Annotated in this window: 15 protein-coding genes; 13 read left to right on the top strand and 2 right to left on the bottom strand. The window is 71.6% G+C overall.

The features are described from left to right. Positions 1–267 precede the first annotated feature (267 nt). Positions 268–549, bottom strand: coding sequence for a heavy-metal-associated domain-containing protein (locus GA0070608_RS28295; RefSeq protein WP_091632079.1), 282 nt, complete (start codon positions 547–549; stop codon positions 268–270). A 411-nt stretch (positions 550–960) separates the two neighbouring features. On the opposite strand from GA0070608_RS28295, the gene GA0070608_RS28290 reads away from it, so the two are divergent. Beyond that, positions 961–2,403 (top strand): MFS transporter, encoded by a 1,443-nt coding sequence (locus tag GA0070608_RS28290; protein WP_091632074.1) that lies wholly within the window; start codon positions 961–963, stop codon positions 2,401–2,403. A 181-nt stretch (positions 2,404–2,584) separates the two neighbouring features. Here the strand turns inward: GA0070608_RS28290 and GA0070608_RS28285 are convergent, their stop codons facing one another. Continuing rightward, positions 2,585–3,004 (bottom strand): VOC family protein, encoded by a 420-nt coding sequence (locus GA0070608_RS28285; RefSeq protein ID WP_141719575.1) that lies wholly within the window; start codon positions 3,002–3,004, stop codon positions 2,585–2,587. Between the two features lie 937 nt (positions 3,005–3,941). On the opposite strand from GA0070608_RS28285, the gene GA0070608_RS28280 reads away from it, so the two are divergent. The 12 genes from GA0070608_RS28280 (at position 3,942) to lhgO (ending at position 16,829) form a co-directional block, all read left to right on the top strand. Next, on the top strand, positions 3,942–4,922 hold the full coding sequence (locus GA0070608_RS28280; RefSeq protein WP_091632064.1) for a LacI family DNA-binding transcriptional regulator: 981 nt from the start codon (positions 3,942–3,944) through the stop codon (positions 4,920–4,922). Next, positions 4,919–6,013, top strand: a complete 1,095-nt coding sequence (locus GA0070608_RS28275) for a BMP family lipoprotein (RefSeq protein WP_091632061.1) — start codon at positions 4,919–4,921, stop codon at positions 6,011–6,013. Before GA0070608_RS28280 ends, GA0070608_RS28275 begins: the two co-directional genes overlap by 4 nt. Positions 6,014–6,089: 76 nt before the next feature. Beyond that, positions 6,090–7,643 (top strand): ABC transporter ATP-binding protein, encoded by a 1,554-nt coding sequence (locus tag GA0070608_RS28270; RefSeq protein ID WP_176733878.1) that lies wholly within the window; start codon positions 6,090–6,092, stop codon positions 7,641–7,643. After that, on the top strand, positions 7,640–8,758 hold the full coding sequence (locus GA0070608_RS28265) for an ABC transporter permease (protein WP_091632058.1): 1,119 nt from the start codon (positions 7,640–7,642) through the stop codon (positions 8,756–8,758). Before GA0070608_RS28270 ends, GA0070608_RS28265 begins: the two co-directional genes overlap by 4 nt. Further along, positions 8,755–9,666 carry an ABC transporter permease gene (locus GA0070608_RS28260; protein ID WP_091632054.1) on the top strand — a complete coding sequence of 304 codons (912 nt, stop codon included), beginning with the start codon at positions 8,755–8,757 and terminating at the stop codon, positions 9,664–9,666. Before GA0070608_RS28265 ends, GA0070608_RS28260 begins: the two co-directional genes overlap by 4 nt. Beyond that, a complete protein-coding gene (locus GA0070608_RS28255) occupies positions 9,663–10,595 on the top strand; it encodes a nucleoside hydrolase (protein ID WP_176733877.1) in 933 nt (310 codons plus the stop codon). The genes GA0070608_RS28260 and GA0070608_RS28255 overlap by 4 nt, the downstream gene beginning before the upstream one ends. Positions 10,596–10,652: 57 nt before the next feature. Beyond that, a complete protein-coding gene (locus GA0070608_RS28250) occupies positions 10,653–11,411 on the top strand; it encodes a glutamine amidotransferase (protein WP_091632046.1) in 759 nt (252 codons plus the stop codon). Further along, on the top strand, positions 11,408–12,178 hold the full coding sequence (locus GA0070608_RS28245) for an alpha/beta fold hydrolase (protein ID WP_091632041.1): 771 nt from the start codon (positions 11,408–11,410) through the stop codon (positions 12,176–12,178). Before GA0070608_RS28250 ends, GA0070608_RS28245 begins: the two co-directional genes overlap by 4 nt. Next, complete coding sequence (locus GA0070608_RS28240; RefSeq protein ID WP_091632037.1) at positions 12,175–13,188, top strand: acetamidase/formamidase family protein; 1,014 nt, start codon at positions 12,175–12,177, stop codon at positions 13,186–13,188. The genes GA0070608_RS28245 and GA0070608_RS28240 overlap by 4 nt, the downstream gene beginning before the upstream one ends. Then, complete coding sequence (locus GA0070608_RS28235) at positions 13,185–14,141, top strand: ribokinase (protein WP_091632034.1); 957 nt, start codon at positions 13,185–13,187, stop codon at positions 14,139–14,141. The genes GA0070608_RS28240 and GA0070608_RS28235 overlap by 4 nt, the downstream gene beginning before the upstream one ends. Next, positions 14,128–15,624 carry an aldehyde dehydrogenase family protein gene (locus GA0070608_RS28230; protein ID WP_091632030.1) on the top strand — a complete coding sequence of 499 codons (1,497 nt, stop codon included), beginning with the start codon at positions 14,128–14,130 and terminating at the stop codon, positions 15,622–15,624. Before GA0070608_RS28235 ends, GA0070608_RS28230 begins: the two co-directional genes overlap by 14 nt. Then, positions 15,624–16,829 carry an L-2-hydroxyglutarate oxidase gene (lhgO, locus tag GA0070608_RS28225; RefSeq protein ID WP_091632027.1) on the top strand — a complete coding sequence of 402 codons (1,206 nt, stop codon included), beginning with the start codon at positions 15,624–15,626 and terminating at the stop codon, positions 16,827–16,829. The genes GA0070608_RS28230 and lhgO overlap by 1 nt, the downstream gene beginning before the upstream one ends. Positions 16,830–16,874 lie beyond the last annotated feature (45 nt).

Here is a 16,874-nt window from a genome sequence, read left to right as displayed (position 1 = left end):
TGCTCGCATCCACCGCTTGCGACTGGACGGCGGTAAGGGCATTCCCGAGCCTGGTGCCGCCAGGGCACGAATCCGTGGGGTGGAGGGCCGTGGTCGCCGATGCTCACCCGGGTTCAGCCAGGGAGGCCAACGGCGCCTTGACATGGACTTCCCGCCATGGCGGTGGTCGGGGCGTCGGGTCCGCAGGCAGCGTAGGTGCTGGTGGAAGCGGCGGTGGGGTCGGCCGAGTCCGCCCGCGACTGGGCTGGACTCGGCCGACCCGGGTGGTCAACTGACCAGTTGGTAGCCGGCCTGCTCGACCGCGCTGCGGACGTCGGCGGTCTCCGGAGCGGCGTCGCTGATCACGGTGACCACGCCGCGGGTCACGTCGACCTCGACGCCGGTGACGCCGGCCAACGCGCTGACGTGACTGCTCACGGACTTGGCGCAGCCGCCGCAGGTCATCCCGGACACCGCGTAGGTGGTGCGGATGCCGTCCGGGGCGGTGGCGGTCGAGCCGACCGTGTCAACGCCGGTGGCGCAGCCGCACGTACTTTCGCTGGTGCACATGTCTGATCTCCCTTACTTCCGTGGTGGGCAACGCTGATCGGGAGCGGACGAGCCCGTCGACCGCGAGTGACCCCCGGCGCCCCCGGCGTTGGGCTGCTGCCCAGGCCGTGCGCAGAACCTGTGACCGATGCGCCATCGATGGTCTGGGCCGCGTCGACCATCCGATGTGCCGGAGCCGTCACCTCTGGTCCGGCCTCGCTGTCGCTGGTGATCACCGTCCCTGCGATGCCGTGCGTGGGTCGCCGATCTGTGTTGCATCTAGGCCAGAACCTTACCCCTGGGGGGTATGGGTAGCAAGCGGTGGGCTGTCCGCGGGTGGCTGACGCTCGTCACCTTGACGCGCCATACCCCTGGGGGGTAAACATTCATCGCCCTGTTCCATACCCCCCGGGGCATAAAGGAGTGGTTGAGATGTCTAACGGAAACAAGCGCTGGTGGGCCCTCGGCCTCATCGCGCTCGCCCAGTTCATCGTCATCATGGACACGTCGATCATCGGCGTCGCCCTACCTCGGATGCAGGCGGATCTCGGCTTCTCGCCGGAGAACCTGTCCTGGGTGTTCAACGCCTACGTGGTCGCCTTCGGCGGCCTGCTGCTGCTCGGCGGCCGGCTGTCCGACCTGTTCGGCGCCCGTCGGATGTTCACCGCCGGCTGGCTGATCCTCCTGGTCGGCTCCGCCGCGGCGGGCCTGGCCGACGGCGTCGCCGTCGAGTTGGCCGCCCGTGCTGTCCAGGGCGCTGGCGCCGCCCTGATCGCGCCCTCGGCGCTGACTTTGCTGATGACGCTCTTCGGTGCCGAGCCCCGGGAACTCACTCGGGCCCTGGCTCTGTACGGAGCTGCCGCGCCCGCCGGTGGCACCGCCGGCGTCTTCCTCGGCGGGGTCATCACGGAGTACGTCAGCTGGCCCTGGGTCTTCTACATCAACATCCCCATCGCCCTGCTCGCCGTCCTCGCGACCCCGGTGCTGATGCCGTCGGGCGGCGCCCGACGTGGATCCCTCGACGTCGCGGGCGCACTGACCGTCACCGTCGGTCTCGGCGCCGCCGTGTTTGCCATCGTCCGCGCACCTGAAGTCGGCTGGACATCCTCCCAGACCTGGCTGGCGCTGGCCGGTGCCGTGGCAGCGCTGGTGGCGTTCGTCGTCATCCAGGCGGCCCGCCGCGAGCCGCTGATGCGGTTGTCCATCTTCCGTACCCCGAACCTCGCCGCCGCGAACGTGGCCCAGCTGCTGCTCGGCGCCGCGTGGATTCCGATGTGGTTCTACCTGAACCTGTACCTGCAGCAGGTCCTCGGCTACAGCGCCTTCCCCAGTGGTGCCGCGCTGCTGCCGATGACGGTCCTCATCATGGTCGGGATGATCGCCCTCGCGCCGAAGGCCATCAACCGGTTCGGCCCCAAGCCCATGGTCGTGACCGGCCTCGCGGTTCTCGCTGCCGGCCTCGGGTGGCTCGCTCTGATCCGTCCCGACGGCACCTTCGTCGCGGACGTCCTGCCCGCCTCGCTCGTCGCGGCGCTGGGCATGTCACTCGCCTTCATCCCGTCCCTCGGCACGGCGATCTCCAGCGCACGTCCCGAGGAGGGCGGGCTGGCCTCCGGCATCGTCAACACCAGCTACCAGGTCGGCTCGGCCCTCGGGCTCGCCGCTATGACCGCCGTCGCCGCCTCCTACGGCGCCGGCCAGCTCGGTGACGTGCCGGCTCTGACCGACGGCTATTCAGCTGTCTTCATCGGCGCCAGCGTCGTGGCCGCCGCCGGGGCTGTTATCACCGGGATCACGCTGCGCACCGCCGCGCCGCGCCCGGAAACTGTCGCCGCCGAAACGCCCGAATCGACCGACAGGGCATCAGCACGGTGATCCATCATCTGATGCCCCTGTGGGGCGGTCGGCCGCCATGGCCGACCGCCCCACAGGCGGGAGCGCGTTGATTTCCATGCCTGGGCGTGTGGTGTGATCGAGGTTGTCAGATGGTGATCCGGTCGCTGTAGGCGAGAACAAGCACTTCGCCGTCATCAACGAACGGCTGTGACCGTCGGCATCACATCGCTGACTCGGGCAGCTGCGCCACGATGATCACGTTCCCGTACAGGTCGGCCAGGTGCAGCGACCGGCTGTCGGCGTCCTCCCGTTCATTCCACACCCGCACCCCGTGCCTGCACAGGTGCTCGCGAACCGCGTCCAGGTCTTCGGTGTACAGGACGAGGAGAGGCTGGCCGCCGCGCTGTCGGCCGATCAGTTCGCGTTCGCGGTCGCTGGTGGCGGTCATGAGCCAGAGGCCGACTGTCTCCTGGCCAGGCACTCCGACGTGCAAATAGCGGTATCCGTCTGCCGTCTGGTCGTGCAGGACACGGAAGCCGAGAACGCCCTGGTAGAAGGCCAGGGCTGCATCGGGGTCGTCAACAAGGACCACCAGACGACCAAGCCCCGAGAACAGGCTGCTACCAGCATGAGAAGCCATAACCGGCACTTTAAAGACGCCTCGCAATCGGGTAAAGCGTCACCTGCGGCCGGGTGGTGGTCAACGGGCCAGAGGCGAGGTTGTGCGGGTGGGCGATGCCGGGAGCGGTGTCGGGCAATCTGCGGGCGGCGTGGCGGTGGCCGCCCAGGACCTTCGCCCAGACGGCGTGCGACCAGTGGCCGGCGAAGCGACGTCGCTGCCGTTACCTATCCACCATCGGGCCGCCGCGCCGGCGTCGCTTACCGGTGAGCCGCCGCACCCACTGGTGTGAAGCGGGCTGGAGTGGGCCGTGGTGGCAGGGTGCCCAGCGCTAGGAACCTGGCAGATGGTGCCCGGAATGGCAGCCTCTCGAGGTGGGCGGCCCGGCAGCCCATGCGTCCATCGCGCGCCGTCGCCATCGGATGGGGACGCCTGGTCCGCATGAACTCTCCGCGGCATCGCCGACCGGTTGCCGGCAAGTTCAACGGACGCTGCCCGTGGGGCGGGGCAGCAGACCGTTATGCAAAAGACTTATTGGCGTTCTGACAAGTCTCGGTCTCGTTGGAAATTCTCTGGGCCAGATCGTTTCCCGATGTTCCGTCACATTTGGGCGATTGCTCGAAAGCTGACGTCCCACGTTCCACCCACCTCATGAGCAAGGAGGATCATTTGCGTCGCAGTATTGTAGCCAGCTTGGCTGTGCTTGTTGTCGGGATCGGAATAACCACTCCGCAGGGGTTCGCATTCGCCGGCAGTGGCGCATCTATCCATGATCTTAGATGGCCTAGCCTCGGCCGTCGGGTCGACCCGCCGGTAACACGCCTGGTGGAGGCGTTGCCGGCGCCCCCGCCGGCCTCCGAGGATTCTTCGTTTCGTGTCTTGACAGCCATCGCGTCTTAAGGCGTATGGTTCCTCGCAACCGGTTGCGCAACCGGTTGCACGAGGAGGTGCAGGGGAGATGGCGACCATCGCCGATGTCGCGAGGGCGGCGGGTGTGCACCGCTCCACGGTGTCGCGCATCCTTCGTGATCCGAAGGCGTTCCGGGGCGAGACCCGTACCCGGGTGCTGGAGGCGGCCGCCCGTCTCGACTACCGTCCGAGCCGCATCGCCCAGGCCCTGAGCGGAGGCGCGTCGCCCCTCGTGCCGCTCGTAGTGCCGGACATAAGCAACCCGTTCTTCGCGCGGGTCGCCCGCGGCGCGGAGGAGATCGCCCGCGCCGCGGGGCTGCACATCGTCGTCTGCAGCACCGGAGGTGACGTCGAGGCAGAGGTCGCATACCTCCAAGCCATGAGCGATCTCGACACGCCGTGCATCTTGTTCACCCCGAGCGCCGACACCGTGGCAGCGCAGGTGCTGTCGATCGCTCGGCACACCGCCGTGGTGCTCATTGACCGCTCTCTGCCGGAAACCGACCTTCGCTGCGTCCGGGTGGACCACGTGCAGGCCGCGGCGGCCGGCACGCAGCACCTCCTCACGCGTGGCCACCGTCGCGTCGTCTGCGTCAGCGGTCCGATGTCGGCCTCCTCCGCCCGCGAGCGGGTCGCCGGCTACCAGACTGTCATGGACGAAGCCGGTCTGCCCGCCCAGGTGGTGGAGGGTGACTTCACCATCGCCGGCGGCCGGCAGGCCGCGGCCCAGCTCTTCGTCGGGGGCGAGCCACCGACTGCGGTCCTCGCCGCCAACGACCTCTGCGCCGTCGGCCTGCTGACCGCCGCGCGCGAGGCCGGACTGCGGGTGCCAGACGACGTGGCTGTGCTGGGGTTCGACGACCTCGACGTCGCGCAGCACGTGAACCCGAGCCTGACCACCCTGCGACAGCCGTCTGCCGAACTGGGCGGCCAGGCGGCCCGCCTGGCACTCGCCGATGCCGGATTCGGCGACGGCTCGGACGTCGTCCTGACCCTCCAGGCCGAACTCATCGTCCGGGAGTCCGCATGACCCAGACCGTTCGCAGCACCCCCGAAACGCACCTCAGGAAAGGCACCATGATGAAGAACCTGCATGTCCGCCGGCCCTCGCTGGTGGCCCTGGCGGCCGTGGCCGCGGCCGCCGTCACGCTGTCGGCCTGCTCGTCCGGCGACACGAACGCCGCCGGCAAGGGCGACGGGACCAACGCCGTCTACGTGATGTCCGACAACCTCGGCGACAAGGGTTTCAACGACTCCGCCGCTGCCGGCTTCGACCGGCTCAAGGCCGAGGGCGCCGGCACGAAACTGCTGCAGGCGTCGCCGAGCGACCCGCAGCTGTGGCGGCAGAACCTCGAGGCCGTCTCCACCTCCGGCCAGTACGACCTGATCTTCACCGGTCCCGGCATGCACGACAATCTCGCCGCGGTCGCCCCCCAGCACCCCGACCAGAAGTACGTATTCTTCGACGACGAGCTCAAGGCGCCGAACGTCCTGTCCATCCGGTATGCCCAGAATGAGGGCTCCTACCTGGCCGGCGTGCTGGCCGCCAACGCCTCGCTGGACCCGAAGTCGTTCCCGCTGTCCAAGGGCAACAAGAAGGTGGGCATCGTCGCGGGCCAGGACCTGCCCGGCATCCAGGAGTTCATCGTCGGCTTCAAGCAGGGCGTGGCCTCGGTGGATCCCGGAATCAACGTGAACATCTCGTTCGTCGGCAACTTCAACGACGCCCAGAAGGCGTACGACCTGACCACGACGCTGTTCAACTCCGGTGCGGACGTCGTCTACAACGTGGCCGGTCCCGCCGGTCTCGGCATCCTGAAGGCGGCCGCCGACACCAAGCACTACGCGATCGGCGTGGACTCCGACCAGAACAGCCTGCACCCGCAGCACGTGCTCGCCTCGATGCTCAAGCAGATCGGCAACTCGGTCTACGACTCGGCCAAGAAGTACGAGAAGGACGAGATCAAGTTCGGCGAAACCGTTGTGTACGGCCTGAGCAACGAGGGCGTGGCCCTGGTCTACAACGACGCGCTCGTGCCCGCCGAGGTGAAGCAGAAGATCGACGCGGCCAAGCAGAAGGTGGTCAGCGGCGAGGTCAAGGTCGACTCCGTACTGAAGTAATCACCCCTGTGGCCCCGGCGGGCGCCCGACGCCCGCCGGAGCCGCGGCCTGATCGTGCCAAAGCTAAGGAAGCCATATGGACGCCTCCACCGCGGATCACCCGATCCTGCATCTGCAGGGGATCCGCAAGACGTTCGGTAGCAAGGTGGCAATCGACTCCATCGACCTGGCGGTCGCCGCCGGGGAGGTCCACGCGATCTGCGGCGAGAACGGCGCGGGCAAGTCGACGCTGATGAACATCCTGGCCGGCATCCACCAGCCGGATGCCGGGACGATCAGCCTCCGGGGCCGGCCGGTGGGCATCGCGGGTCCGGCGGAGGCGGCGCGGCTGGGCATCGGCATGGTGCACCAGCACTTCACCCTGGTGCCGTCGATGTCGGTGGCCGAGAACATCTTCCTCGGCCGGCAGCCCCGCCGGTGGGGCGGCCTCGTCGTCGACCGCGCGGCGATGCGGCACGCCGCAGCGGACCTGATCAGCCGGTACGGCTTCGAGCTGCGCCCCGACCAGCGGGTACGGGAACTGACCGTGGGGCAGCGCCAGCGTGTGGAGATCATCAAGGCGCTCGCCTTCGACGCCGAGATCCTCATCCTGGACGAGCCGACCGCGGTGCTCACGCCCGCGGAGGTCGACGACCTGATGAAGGTCATCGACGTGCTGCGTGACCGGGGCCGCACCGTCCTGTTCATCACCCACAAGCTGCGCGAGGTCAAGGCGGTGGCCGACCGGGTCTCCGTGATCCGGCACGGCCGCAGCGTCGGCACCCGCGACAACGCGGGGCTTTCCGAGTCGGAGATCGCCGACCTCATGGTGGGCCGGGCGGTCTTCCTCGCCGAGCGCAAACAGGTGCCGCCCCGCACCGAGCGCGGCGACGACCACCTGGAGGTCGCGGGCCTGACCAGCGTCGACGCGACCGGGCGCGCGGTGCTGGAGGACGTCACCTTCGGCATCCGGCCCGGCGAGGTGCTCGGCATCGCCGGCGTGGAGGGCAACGGGCAGACCGAACTCGCCGAGGCGCTGACCGGCCTGCGCCCCGTCATCTCCGGCCGGGTCACCCTCGACGGCACGGACATCACCGGCTGGTCGGCGGGCCGGCGCCGCGGTGCCGGGGTGGCCTTCATCCCGGAGGACCGGCTGGACCGGGGCCTGAGCCCGACGATGTCGGTGGCGGAGAACCTCGCCGCGTCGAACTACGGCCGTGCCGGGCTGGTCCGCCGTCGCCTGATCTCCCAGGCGGCGCTTCGCCGCTTCGCCGCCGAGCAGATCCGGCGCTACGACATCCGTGGCGCCGCACCGGAGACCCCGGTCGGGACGCTGTCCGGCGGCAACATGCAGAAGGTGGTGCTCGCCCGCGAGCTCGCCCGGGAACCACGGGTCCTTGTCGTGTCCCAGCCCACCCGCGGGGTGGACATCGGGGCGAGCGAGTTCGTCCACCGGCAGATCCTCGCCGCCGCGGCGCAGGGCTGCGCCGTCCTGCTGATCTCGTCGGAACTGTCCGAGGTGCTCGCGCTCTCCGACCGGATCGGGGTGATGTTGCGTGGCCGCATCGTCGACGTGCTGGACGCCGCAGACGCGACGGAGACCCGGCTGGGCCTGTTGATGAGTGGCGGCCGAGCGGAGGTGGAGGCATGAGCACGACAACTGACCCGACGACGGCGGTCGCGGCCGACGCGTACCTGGAGACCCGCGGGGACGCCCTGCGCCGACGCGTACGCGAGACGTGGTCCGCGTCGCGCCGCCCGCTGATCGCGGTGGTCCTCACCCTGGTCTTCGGTTTCCTGCTCGTCGTCGTGGTCTCCGACGACCCAGTGCTCGCCTATGAGCAGCTCTTCCTGGGCAACTTCTCCAGCCCCGCGAACGTCGGTAACCTGCTGATGCGTACGGCGCCGCTGCTGCTGATCGCCATCGGGATCGTCTTCTCGTTCCGGGCCGGCATCTTCAACGTCGGCGCGGAAGGACAGTTGTACGTCGGCGCGATCAGCGCCGCCGCGGTGGCCCTGTCGCTGCCCACGCTTCCCGCCGTGCCGCTGATCGTGATCTCCATGGTTGCCGGCATGGCGGCCGGGGCGGTCCTGGCCTGGATCCCCGGACAGCTGAAGGTCCGGCTGAACGTGGACGAGGTCGTCACCACGCTGATGCTCAACTTCATCGCCCTGCTGTTGACCAGCTACCTGGTCAGCAAGCCACTGCGGGACCCGACCGCCTACGGCGCCACCAGCAGGCTGTTGCCGCCGCAGTCGTTCCTGCCGCAGATTCCCGGCCTGCCGACCGCCAACATCGGCTTCCTGATCGCGCTGCTGATGGTGCCGGTGGCCTGGCTGGTGCTGTTCCGCACCCCGTGGGGGGCCGAACTGCGCGCCGCCGGCAGCAACCTGCGGTTCGCCGAGGCGGTGGGCGTACGCGCCAAGAGCCAGATCATCCGCGCGATGCTGGTCTCCGGCAGCCTCGCCGGGCTGGCCGGCGCGATCTACGTCCTGGGCATCGGCCACCGCTTCGAGCAGAACTTCTCCCCGGGATTCGGACTCATCGCGCTGACCGTGGCGCTGCTGGCCCGGCTGCACCCGGTGGCGGTGCTGCTGACCAGCCTGTTCTACGCGGCCATGCTCAATGGCGCCGCCTACATGCAGATCACCACGGACGTGCCCCGCTCGCTCGTCAGCCTGCTGACGGGTCTGCTCGTCGTCCTGATGACCGTCGAGTTCCGTCGTCGGCACCGCGCCCGGGTGCAGAAGGAGGCCGGGGCATGAACCAGTTCCTGTACGCCGCGTTGCTGGCGACCACCCCGGTGCTGCTGGCGGCGCTGGCGGCGATGTTCACCCAGCGGGCCAACATTCTCAACGTCGCCGTCGAGGGCATGATGCTGACCGCCGCGTTCGTGGCGATCGCGGTCGGACAGGCCACCGGCAGCGTCGCCGTCGCGCTGGTCGCGGCCCTGCTCGCCGGCCTGCTGATGGCCCTGGTGTTCGGCGTGGTGACCCTGATCCTGCACGCCGACCCGCTGGTCGCCGGTCTCGGCATCAACCTGCTGGCGGCGGGGGTGACGGTGTTCCTGCTCGAGCGGGTCTACCACAACCCCGGCGGCCTGCGGCCGGACAGCTTCCCCGAGCTGTGGCGGGTCGAGGCCGACTGGCTGGAGGCGATCCCGGTCCTCGGGCCGGCGCTGAACGGGCAGAGCGTCATCGTCTACCTGGCGATCCTGCTCGTGCCGGTATCGTCGATCGTGCTCTACCGCACGCCGCTCGGCTACGCCCTGCGCGCTGCCGGTGAGGACGAGGCCGCGGCCCGCGCCGCCGGCATCAACGTGCCCCGGGTACGCCTGACCGCGGTGCTGTTCAGTGGGGTGCTCGGCGGGCTCGCTGGCGCGCAGCTGTCCATGGCCACCCTGCACTTCTTCCTGCCCGACATGACCAGCGGGCGTGGCTTCCTCGGGCTGGCGGCCATGCTGTTCGGCGGCGCCACCCCGGGCGGCTCGGTCGCCGCGTCCGCGTTGTTCGGTGCCGCCGGGGCGGCCGGTGACCGCCTGCAGAGCGGCGCCATCCCCAACCAGTTGGTCCTGGCGCTGCCCTACATCGCCGCGATCGTCGCGCTGAGCCTGTCCAAGGCGGGTGTGCTGCGGCGCGTGCGTGCCAAGAGGAAAGTGAAGGCAACATCGTGAGCACCCCCATCGTCTACGACTGCGATCCCGGCAACGACGACGCGCTGGCCATCCTCGCGGCCGTCGGGCACCCCGGACTTGACCTTCTGGCGGTCACGACCGTGGCCGGTCACCTGGTGGCGGAGCAGACCGCCCGCAACGCGGCGATCGCCGTGGCCGCTGCCGGCGCCACCGTCCCGGTCAGCCGCGGCGGCGCGCTGCCGCTGGTCCGGGACCAGGTGCTCGCCGGGATTCTCGACCTGGAGCAGGGGCTGGACCGGGCCCGCGAGGACCTGCCGGCAGTGGCCCTCGACCCGCGCCACGCCGTCGACCTGATCATCGACACCGTGCGGGCCCGGCCCGGCGCGGTGCTGGTCGCCACCGGACCGCTGACCAACGTCGCCACGGCGCTGCGCAAGCACCCGGCCGTCGCCGACGATCTGGCCCGGATCATCACCCTCAGCGGCGCCTGGGGCCTCGGCGGCAAGACCGCGGCCGCGGAGTTCAACGTGTGGTGCGACCCGGAGGCGGCGGCGGTCGTCTACTCGGCCCCCGTGCCGGTCACCGTGTTGCCCACCGAGGCCAGCACCGCCGTACCCGTCGACGAGGACCTCGTCTCCCGGGTTGCGCAACTGCCCGGCGACGCCGCCGCCCTGGCGGTGGAGCTGATGCAGTCGCTGCGCGCCACCCACCGCAGCAACGTCCTCGGGCCCACCCCGGTACCGCTGAACGACCCGTGCGCCGTCCTGTACGCCGCCGACCCCACGCTCGGTGAGCTGGTGCGGGTCCGCGCCGACGTCGAGCTGGCCGGCCGGCACACGTACGGGCGGACGGTCATCGACCTCGGCGGGCGCAGCCCCGAGCCCGCCAACGTCGACGTGGTGATCCGGCTGGACGCCGCCGCCGTGCGGGACGCGCTGGTCGACAGCCTCCGCCGGCTCGCCCCCTGACGCCGCACCGAACCCACTTCGCACAGCACCTTCCTGGCGCCGAAAGGAATTCCTACCGTGACCCGCAAATCCGTCCTCATCGCCGGTGAGTCCTGGACCGTCCACAGCATCCACCAGAAGGGCTTCGACAGCTTCACCACCACCGAGTACGCGGAGGGGGTGCGCTGGCTGCGGCAGGCCCTGGAAGACGGCGGCTGGCAGGTCACCTACCAACCGGCGCACGTCGCGGCCACCGACTTCCCGAGCACGGTGGAGGAGCTGAACGCCTACGACTGCGTGATCATCAGCGACGTCGGCGCCAACACCTTCCTGCTGCACCCGGAGACCTTCACGAAGTCGGTGCCGCGGCCGGACCGCCTCGCCGTGCTGCGGGACTGGGTCCACGGCGGGGGAGGGGTCATCATGGTCGGCGGCTACCTCACCTTCCAGGGCATCGACGCCAAGGCCCGCTACGCCGGCAGCGCCATCGAGGACGCCCTGCCGGTGACCATGCATCCGTACGACGACCGCGCCGAGCGTCCCGCCGGGGTCACGCCCGCCGTCCAGCTCCCGGAGCACCCGGCGATCACCGGCGTCACCGGCCCCTGGCCGGACCTGCTCGGCTACAACGTCGTGCAGCCCCGCCCGGAGGCCGACGTGGTCGTCACCGTCGACGCAGATCCGCTGGTGGTGGCCTGGGACCACGGCCGGGGACGCGGTTTGGCCTTCACCTCCGACTGCGGCCCGCACTGGGCGCCGCCGACCTTCGTCGACTGGGACGGCTACGCCCCGCTGTGGCAGCAGATGGTGTCCTGGACCGCAGGGGACCGGCGATGAGCACGGCCGGCCCGGTACCGCTCAACGTCGCGACGTGGGGCGCGGCGGGTGGCCCGGTCTGCGTCTGCCTGCACGGCATCACCGCCAACTCCAGCTCCTGGGCCCGGCTCGGGCCGCGGCTGGCCGCGCTCGGCTACCGGGTGCTGGCCCCCGAGCTGCGGGGGCACGGTGAGAGCCCGAAGACCGCCGACGGGTACGACACGGAGACGCTGCTGGCGGACCTTGCCGCCGTCGTGCCGGCGCAGCCGGACGTGCTGATCGGGCACTCGTTCGGCGGCTATCTCGCCCAGGAGGGCGTGCTGCGTGGCGTGTTCCGGCCCCGGGCGCTGGTCCTCGAGGACCCGGTCTCCCACCAGCCGGACCGGGAGGCGCCCACGGCGTCGCTGGCGTACGACCGTGCGCACCTGCCTCGTGACATCGAGGGAACCCTGGCGCTGAACCCGCACTGGACCCGGCTGGACGCCGCCGGCAAGGTGCTCAGCCTCGAACAGGTGAACTGGGACGGGGCCCGGACGGCGTTCGCCGGCAACGCCCCCTGGGACCTGCGCGGCGCCGCGGCCCAGGTCGCCGCCGCCGTGCCGACCCGCTGGGTGCTGCCCGGCGAGAGCCGGTTCGTCCCGGCGGCGGACGTCGCGGCGCTGCGCGCGGCGGTCGGCGCGGAGTCGGTGGTCGTCGTGCCGCACGCCGGGCACAGCATCCACCGGGACGACCTGGACCGGTTCGTCGACGTGGTGACGTCGCTGCACGACCCGAGGAGCCGTACATGACCCGTATCCACCCGGCGCCGGAGCGGTTCGCCTTCACCGTCGGCGGGCTGCCCCCCATCGCCGCCGTCGAGGTCGGTGCGGAGATCGAGGTGTTCACCGAGGACTGCTTCGCGGGACGCCTGAACTCGGTCACCGGCCGGCCCCGTGAGGTCGCGCCGTTCCCGCGGGTGAACCCGCTCACCGGGCCGATCGAGCTGCGCGGCGTCCGGCGCGGGGATGTCGTTGCGATCCACCTGCTCGAACTCACCCCGGCCCGGGACTGGGGCGTGTCCACCATGTCGCCCAGCTTCGGGGCGCTCTCCGGCACCCGGTTGAGCCCCAACCTGCAGCCGGAGACGTCGGAACACGTGTGGATCTGGTCGGTCGACGCGGCAGCGGGCGCGGTGCGGACCCGCACCGCCGACGGCCGCGAGCTGGCCGTGCCGCTGCGCCCGTTCCACGGGACGATGGGGGTGGCGCCGGCACACGGCGAGGTACGGACCAGCGCTGTGCCGGACGCATTCGGCGGCAACCTCGACGTGCCGGCGCTCGCCGCCGGCACCACCCTCTACCTGCGCGCCAACGTGGACGGCGCGATGCTCTACCTCGGCGACGGCCACTTCGCCCAGGGCGACGGCGAGTTCGCCGGCACTGCGGTCGAAGGCGCCATGGTGACCCGGCTGCGGACCGCGGTGCTGGCGGAGGAGCACCTCGCGGCCCGGGACGTCGACTGGCCCCGGATGGAGACCGACGACGAGATCATCGCCGTCGGCGTCGGCCGGCCGCTGGAGGACGCCGTACGGGTCGCCGTGCACACCCTTGTCCGCTGGGTGGCCGAGAGCTGTGAGCTGGCGCCGCAGGACGCCTACCAGCTGGTCTCGCAGGGCTGCTCGGCCCGTATCGGCAACCTGGTCAACCCCGCGTACACGGTCAGTGTCTCGCTGCCCAAGGCTCTGCTGCCCGGCCGGCCGGTGCTGATGGACGGCGCCCACGACCGGCTGCGCGGGCAGCGGGCGGAGGCCGACGCATGAGCGGGAACCGACCGGACGTCGTCGTGGTCGGCAGCGTCAACGCCGATCTGCGCATCGAGGTCGACATGCTGCCCCGACCGGGCGAGACGATCCACGGTGGATCACCGTTGTGGCTCGGCGGCGGCAAGGGCGCCAACCAGGCGGTGGCGCTGGCCCGGCTCGGGCGGTCCGTCGCCCTGGTCGGGGCCGTCGGCTCCGACCAGGTCAGCGCGGGCCTGGCCAGGCAGCTCGCGGCCGAGGGGGTGAACATCGACCGGCTGGCCACGGTGGAGGGGCCTGCCGGCCAGGCGGTGGTCTTCGTCGACCCGTCCGGCGAGAATTCGATCGTCGTCTCGCCCGGCGCCAACGGGGCCGTGCACCCTGACCTGGTCCGCCGGGCGCACGACGAGCTGGCCGGGGCGAAGGTCGTCCTGGCGCAACTGGAGATCCCCGTCGACGCCGTTCTGGCCGCCGCGTCCGCCACCCGCGGCACCTTCGTACTCAACCCGGCGCCGGCCGTACCGCTGCCACCGGAACTGCTGCGGCGGGTGGATGTGCTGGTACCGAACCGGGGCGAGCTCGCGCAGCTGTGCGCGGCCCAGCCGCCGGCCACGGTGGACGAGGTGGCGGCGCTGGCCCGGCGGCTGCCCTGCGCCGCGGTGGTCGTGACCCTCGGCGGCGACGGCGCCCTCGTCGTCGCTGGCGACACCGTCCGCCATCTCGAACCGCCCGCGGTCACCGCCGTGGACACCACCGGGGCAGGGGACTGCTTCTGCGGGGCCCTCGCCGACGCCCTCGCCGACGGGCACCCGCTGGTCGATGCCGCCGCGTTCGCCGTACGGGCGGCGGCGCTCAGCGTGACCGTGCCCGGCGCGCAGGCGTCGATGCCCACCCGGGAGCAGGTGCTGGCCCTCTCGGCACCGGCCGACCGACACCCCGAGGACAGGATGGGGGTCCCACATGACGCACGATGACCAGCTCGACGGGCTCGGCGACGTCGCGGACGTCGTCGAGCGCGCCCGCCGCGCGGCACCCGGGTTCACCAATGTCGGGCGCGAGCCACGCGCCCGGCTGCTCGAGACGATGGCCGGGCACCTGGAAGGGGCCCGCGCCGACCTGGTGACCACCGCCGCGGCGGAGACCGCCCTCGACCCGGACGTGCTCGATGCCGAGGTGACCCGCACCGCCGACCAGCTGCGGATGTTCGCCGGTGTGGTGCGGGAGGGCTCGTACCTGGAGGCAACCGTCGACACCGCCCCGGGCGGAGACGTGATGCGCTGGCTGCGGCCGTTGGGGCCCGTCGCGGTCTTCGGCGCCAGTAACTTCCCCTTCGCGTACGGCGTCGCCGGCGGGGACACCGCCTCGGCGCTCGCCGCCGGGTGTCCCGTCGTGGCCAAGGAGCACCCCTCGCACCCGCGTACCTGCCGGGCCGTGCTGTCCGCCCTGCGGGCGGCGGCTGCGGCGGCCGGGGTCAGTCCGGACGTGATCGGTATGGTCAGCGGGTTCGAGGCCGGTGCGCAGCTCGTCACGCACCCGGACATCACGGCCGTCGGGTTCACCGGATCGGTCGGCGGCGGACGAGCTCTGTTCGACCTGTGCGCCGCGCGCCCGCTGCCGATCCCGTTCTACGGCGAGCTGGGCAGCGTCAACCCGGCCGTCGTGCTGCCGCACGCCGCCCGGTCGCCGGAGCGGGTGATCGAGCCGCTCGTCACCTCCATGCTCGCCCGCGGCGGCCAGGTCTGCACCAAGGCCGGCCTGGTCTTCCTGCCCGACGACGCGGAGGACCTCGCCGACCGGCTGCGCCAGCGGATGCTGGACGCGCCGCGCCCGGTGCTGCTCAACCCGTCGATCACCGCCGCGTACGCGGCCGGCACCGCGAGGCGGGCGGCGCTGGACGGGGTCGAGGTGCTCAGCGGCGACGCCGCCGCGACCGGCGCGGGTGACCGCAGCCCGGTGTCCCCGGTGCTGCTGGCCACCACCGTGGTGAGCCTGCTGGACGACGCCAACGCGGACCTGCGGGACGAGTGCTTCGGCCCGTACGCCGTGCTGGTGCGCTACCGGTCCGTGGCGGAGCTGCGTACCGCCCTGGCCGCCCTCCCGTCCTCGCTGGTGGCCGGGGTGTACGCCACCGACGGCGACCTGCCCGACGCTCGCGACGTGCTGCCCGTCCTGGTGGACCGGGCGGGCCGGGTGGTGTGGAACCAGCCGACCAGCGGGCTGCGGGTGGGCTGGGCGACCCACCACGGCGGCGGCTACCCCGCCTCCACCGCGTCCGGCACCACCAGCGTCGGCGCCACCGCGATCCGACGCTGGCTGCGCCCCTCGGCGCTACAGGGCTGGCCCGCGGCGTTGTTGCCCGCCGAGCTGCGCGACGCGGCCGGTGGGGACGACCGGGGCCTGCCGGTGCGCCGGAACGGGCGGCTGAACGGGCCGCTGACCGCGAGGGAGGTGTCGTGATGAGCTGCGTCGTGGTGGGTGCGGGGATCGTCGGGCTGGCGGTCGCCCGGGAGGTGCTGATCCGTCGCCCCGGCAGCTCCGTCGTCGTGCTCGAGAAGGAACACCAGGTCGGCCTGCACCAGACCGGCCACAACAGCGGTGTGGTGCACGCCGGCGTGTACTACCAGCCGGGGTCGCTGAAAGCGACCCTGTGCCGGCGCGGGGTCGCGCTGCTGCGCGAGTACACCGCCGAGCACGACATCGCCTACCAGGAGCTGGGCAAGGCCATCGTCGCGCGGGACGCGACGGAGGAGGCCCGGCTGGCCGACCTGCTCGCGCGGGCGCGGGCCAATGGCGTGCCCGGCGTGCAGCTGCTGGGACCCGACGGCCTGCGGGACCGGGAACCCCACGTACGGGGCAGGGTCGCCCTCCTGTCGCCGCACACCGCCGTCGTCGACTTCGGCCAGGTCGCCCGGTCCCTCGCCGCCGACGTGGCCCGGCTCGGCGGCGAGGTCCGCCTGGGCACCGCCGTGACCGGGATCGCCCAGCGCGGCGAGAAGGTGGTGCTGGCCACCACGAGCGGGCAGGACGTCGTGGCCGAGCAGGTCATCCTCTGCGCCGGGCTGCACGTCGACCGGCTCGCCACCCTGGCCGGCGGGGACCCCTCGCCGCGGATCCTGCCCTTCCGCGGCGAGTACTACCGCCTGCGGCCGGAGCGGTCGTCGCTGGTGCGGGGCCTGATCTACCCGGTACCCGATCCGCGGTACCCGTTCCTCGGCGTCCACCTCACCCGCCGGATCGACGGGACCGTCGACGTCGGCCCCAACGCCGTACTCGCCCTGGCCCGCGAGGGCTACCGCCGCCGGGACGTCCGCCTCGGCGACCTGCTCGCGACACTGGGCTACCCGGGATTCGCGCGGCTGGCCGCGCGGCACTGGCGCACCGGCGCGCAGGAGATGCTCGGATCGCTGCTCAAGGGCCGCTTCGTCGCCGCCGCACGGCACTACGTCCCCGAGCTGACCTCCGCCGACCTGGTCCGCGCCCCGGCCGGCGTCCGCGCCCAGGCCGTGGACCGGCGGGGCGACCTCGTCGACGACTTCCGAATCGAGATCATGGGACGGGTCGTCGCGGTACGCAACGCCCCCTCACCTGCGGCGACGTCCTCGCTGGCCATCGCCGAGCACGTGGTGGAGCGGGCGTTGGCCGCGGCAACCGAACGGGGGTAGATATGGGCACGAGTTCGACCGACACGACGCGGGGAGGTCCACGCC

Source organism: Micromonospora peucetia (genome assembly GCF_900091625.1).
Lineage (GTDB): Bacteria > Actinomycetota > Actinomycetes > Mycobacteriales > Micromonosporaceae > Micromonospora > Micromonospora peucetia.
This window is presented reverse-complemented; position numbering and strand designations above follow the sequence as displayed.

Coding starts and splice junctions, on each gene's coding strand:
- GA0070608_RS28295 (WP_091632079.1), bottom strand. CDS start 549: ATGTGCACCAGCGAAAGTACGTGCGGCTGCGCCACCGGCGTTGACACG.
- GA0070608_RS28290 (WP_091632074.1), top strand. CDS start 961: ATGTCTAACGGAAACAAGCGCTGGTGGGCCCTCGGCCTCATCGCGCTC.
- GA0070608_RS28285 (WP_141719575.1), bottom strand. CDS start 3,004: ATGGCTTCTCATGCTGGTAGCAGCCTGTTCTCGGGGCTTGGTCGTCTG.
- GA0070608_RS28280 (WP_091632064.1), top strand. CDS start 3,942: ATGGCGACCATCGCCGATGTCGCGAGGGCGGCGGGTGTGCACCGCTCC.
- GA0070608_RS28275 (WP_091632061.1), top strand. CDS start 4,919: ATGACCCAGACCGTTCGCAGCACCCCCGAAACGCACCTCAGGAAAGGC.
- GA0070608_RS28270 (WP_176733878.1), top strand. CDS start 6,090: ATGGACGCCTCCACCGCGGATCACCCGATCCTGCATCTGCAGGGGATC.
- GA0070608_RS28265 (WP_091632058.1), top strand. CDS start 7,640: ATGAGCACGACAACTGACCCGACGACGGCGGTCGCGGCCGACGCGTAC.
- GA0070608_RS28260 (WP_091632054.1), top strand. CDS start 8,755: ATGAACCAGTTCCTGTACGCCGCGTTGCTGGCGACCACCCCGGTGCTG.
- GA0070608_RS28245 (WP_091632041.1), top strand. CDS start 11,408: ATGAGCACGGCCGGCCCGGTACCGCTCAACGTCGCGACGTGGGGCGCG.
- GA0070608_RS28240 (WP_091632037.1), top strand. CDS start 12,175: ATGACCCGTATCCACCCGGCGCCGGAGCGGTTCGCCTTCACCGTCGGC.
- GA0070608_RS28235 (WP_091632034.1), top strand. CDS start 13,185: ATGAGCGGGAACCGACCGGACGTCGTCGTGGTCGGCAGCGTCAACGCC.
- GA0070608_RS28230 (WP_091632030.1), top strand. CDS start 14,128: ATGACGCACGATGACCAGCTCGACGGGCTCGGCGACGTCGCGGACGTC.
- lhgO (WP_091632027.1), top strand. CDS start 15,624: ATGAGCTGCGTCGTGGTGGGTGCGGGGATCGTCGGGCTGGCGGTCGCC.